This is a genomic window from Halomonas sp. ND22Bw (assembly GCF_003011945.1).
GTDB classification, from domain to species: Bacteria; Pseudomonadota; Gammaproteobacteria; order Pseudomonadales; family Halomonadaceae; genus Halomonas; species Halomonas halophila.
Genome location: NZ_PXWD01000835.1, coordinates 1 through 273, shown reverse-complemented (window position 1 = coordinate 273; position 273 = coordinate 1). Strand labels below are relative to the sequence as shown.

Annotated in this window: 1 protein-coding gene; it reads left to right on the top strand. The window is 72.2% G+C overall.

What is annotated here, in order from left to right:
- Positions 1-273, top strand: a 273-nt coding sequence (locus tag CVH10_RS20480; RefSeq protein ID WP_146143187.1) for an aldehyde dehydrogenase family protein, incomplete at both ends; no start/stop codon positions are given.

Sequence of the window (273 nt, the reverse complement as noted above, 5' to 3'; positions counted from 1 at the left end):
CTTGCCGCCGGCAACGCCGTCCTGGCCAAGCCCGCCGAACAGACGCCCCTGATCGCCGCCGAGGCTGTGCGCCTGTATCATAAGGCGGGTCTGAACCCTGACCTCCTGGCCCTGGTCCCCGGACGCGGTGAGACGGTCGGCGCGGCATTGGTCACCCATCCGGGCATCGACGGCGTCGCCTTCACCGGAGGCACCGACACGGCCGCCGCCATCAACCGCTCCATCGCCGCCCGCCCCCGCGCCAACATCCCCTACATCGCCGAGACCGCCGGC